The organism is Shewanella sp. 11B5, assembly GCF_002836795.1.
In the GTDB taxonomy this organism is placed as follows: Bacteria; Pseudomonadota; Gammaproteobacteria; order Enterobacterales; family Shewanellaceae; genus Shewanella; species Shewanella frigidimarina.
Genome location: NZ_PJAP01001083.1, coordinates 1 through 2353 on the forward strand (window position 1 = coordinate 1; position 2353 = coordinate 2353).

Consider the following 2353-nt stretch of genomic DNA (forward strand, 5'->3'; position numbering starts at 1 on the left):
TGAAATTGAAGATGCTGATAAGTATGAAGACAAATTTATCGGCAGTGATGCGATTACGGTTGGCATGTTATATCGCCCAGCCCGTATTACATTAGACGGTGCGGCAAAAGTGATTGCGACGCCAGAACAACATGCAGCAGAAGGTGCTCAAACCCGCGAGAAAGATGGCGTTGTTGAGCAAAACCCAAGTTATGACAAGTTCCAACGTCATAGTTTGGTGCAAACCTTTAGCATTAATGATGAAAAACTGACGATTGTGGTTAACCACTTAAAATCGAAAGGTTCAGGTTGTATTGAAGATTGGGCTGACTTTAACGAAAACGGTGAGCCAGCGGATTTACAAGGAAAGTGTAACTCTTTCCGTGTATCGGCAGCTAAAGTACTCGGTGAGTCACTAAAAGATGTTGAAGGTGATGTACTGGTTATTGGTGATTTAAATGCCTATGGCAAAGAAGATCCGGTTGCAGTATTAACTGATTATGATGCCTCAACCACTGACCATGTTATCCGCACCGCATCGTGGACTACCTTAAACGGTAAAGTGTACGAGCGTGAAGGCAGCGTGATTGATAAAGGTTATGGTTTAATTAACTTAAACACTCAAGCACATGGTGCAGATACTTACTCATATAGCTATAACGGCGAATTAGGTAATTTAGACCATGCGTTAGCCAATGAAAGTTTAGCGGCTAAATTAGTGGGTATTGACGACTGGCACATTAACTCAGTTGAATCTAACCTGTTTGAATATGGTAGCAAGTACACCGGAGAGCTGGTTAAAACTGAAAGTCCATTCTCAGCTTCAGACCACGATCCAGTGATTATTGCATTAAGCTATCCAGCGCCAGTAACGCCAGTAACACCAACACCAGAGCCTGTTCAAGACAGTGATGGTGGTAGCTTAGGCTACTTTGCGTTGATGTTATTAGGTGCGCTAGGCTTACGCCGTCGCAGTTAATTTTTATTGACTGTTTAAGCACTAATAAAAAAGGATGACCATTGGGTCATCCTTTTTTTATGTAAGTGACGCAGGCCATTAGCGGGTTACATCATTTACTCTTCAATTGATGCTGTTTAAACTTACATTTTCCAGGTTAGGGTCGCGCTATAATTGGCAGGTGCACCGTAATACCCTTGAGCCCAATATAAACTATTGATGTATTTCTCATCGCCAACGTTATTGGCATTAACCGCTAAACCTAAGTTTTCGGTGATTTGATATTTAGCCATGAGGTCGATAACCGTGTAAGCGTCTTGCTTAGTGACAATGTCAGCACCTGCATTATCAAACCCTACGGCAACGACACCTTGGTTGCGAGAGATGTCGTCTTGCCAACGCATGTTCATGCCAACAGAGAATCCTTCAATGGCTTCAAAGTCATAAGTGGCCGCTAGTTTGAATAACTTGCTTGGTGTGTAAGCTGCAACGATATCATCACCTTCGATATCAAAATCGGTATAACCAATACTGACATTAAGACCTGAATAAATTTCACCAGCAATATCGATTTCATACCCTGTGCTGCTGATACCGTCGGAACCATAATACTTCTGTAAGTCTATTGGTAACCCTTCAGTGGCAGGGTCAAGTACTGCTATATTGGTTTGAACCACATCAAAGTACGCTAGGCTGGCAATTAAACGTCCATTAAACAATTCACTTTTTAAACCAATTTCGCGGCTTTCACCGGTAATGGGATCAAGGAATCGATTGTCAATGTCCACTTCATCTTGCTGTACAAAGGTTTCGGTGTAGCTTGCATAAGCCACTAACTCTGGCATAAAGCGATAAACGGCGCCTAAATAAGGGATAAACTTTTGGTAGTCAGCTTCTTGGTCTACTTCATAAGACACACCTTCTGCCTGCCAGTCGTTGTAGCGACCACCAACGATAACGTGCAAATCATCAACGATGTTAAATCGTCCGGTGAAATAGGCGGCTTGCTGTTCACGCGAGACATCACTGCCACGTAAGCTATCTTTGAAGGTCGGCTTTGGTGTATTGCCATCCCAGGTGTTGAGATCTGGCATCTTGGGGAAGCCATTGCCGGTGGTGTAATCGTAAAGTGAGCTGTCGGTGTAGCTCATTTTAGAGTAATTTACCCCCGCTACAATCTGATGATCTCGGCCAAACAAGCTGAAGTTACCATCAACATACATATCGATTAGGTCATGCTTATCATCTAAATCATATTCGCTACCATAACCGGTTAAGCCTAATTCGGTATCCTTGTCTGGCGTACCGAAAACATAAAATAGCTCAGTATCTTCATCGGTTGTTTTATGTGAATAAGTCGCCCGTAAACGCCAATCATCATTAAAATGATGGCTAAGCTCTAACACAGTATTATTT

General features: G+C 42.6%; 2 protein-coding genes. One reads left to right on the plus strand and one right to left on the minus strand.

The window, feature by feature from the left end:
* On the plus strand, positions 1-958 hold a 958-nt coding region (locus CXF78_RS20560; RefSeq protein WP_145991595.1), incomplete at its 5' end, for a GlyGly-CTERM sorting domain-containing protein.
* 122 nt (positions 959-1080) lie between these two features.
* On the opposite strand, the gene CXF78_RS20565 is transcribed toward CXF78_RS20560, so the two are convergent.
* A partial coding sequence (locus CXF78_RS20565) for a TonB-dependent siderophore receptor (RefSeq protein WP_145991596.1) occupies positions 1081-2353 on the minus strand: 1273 nt, incomplete at its 5' end.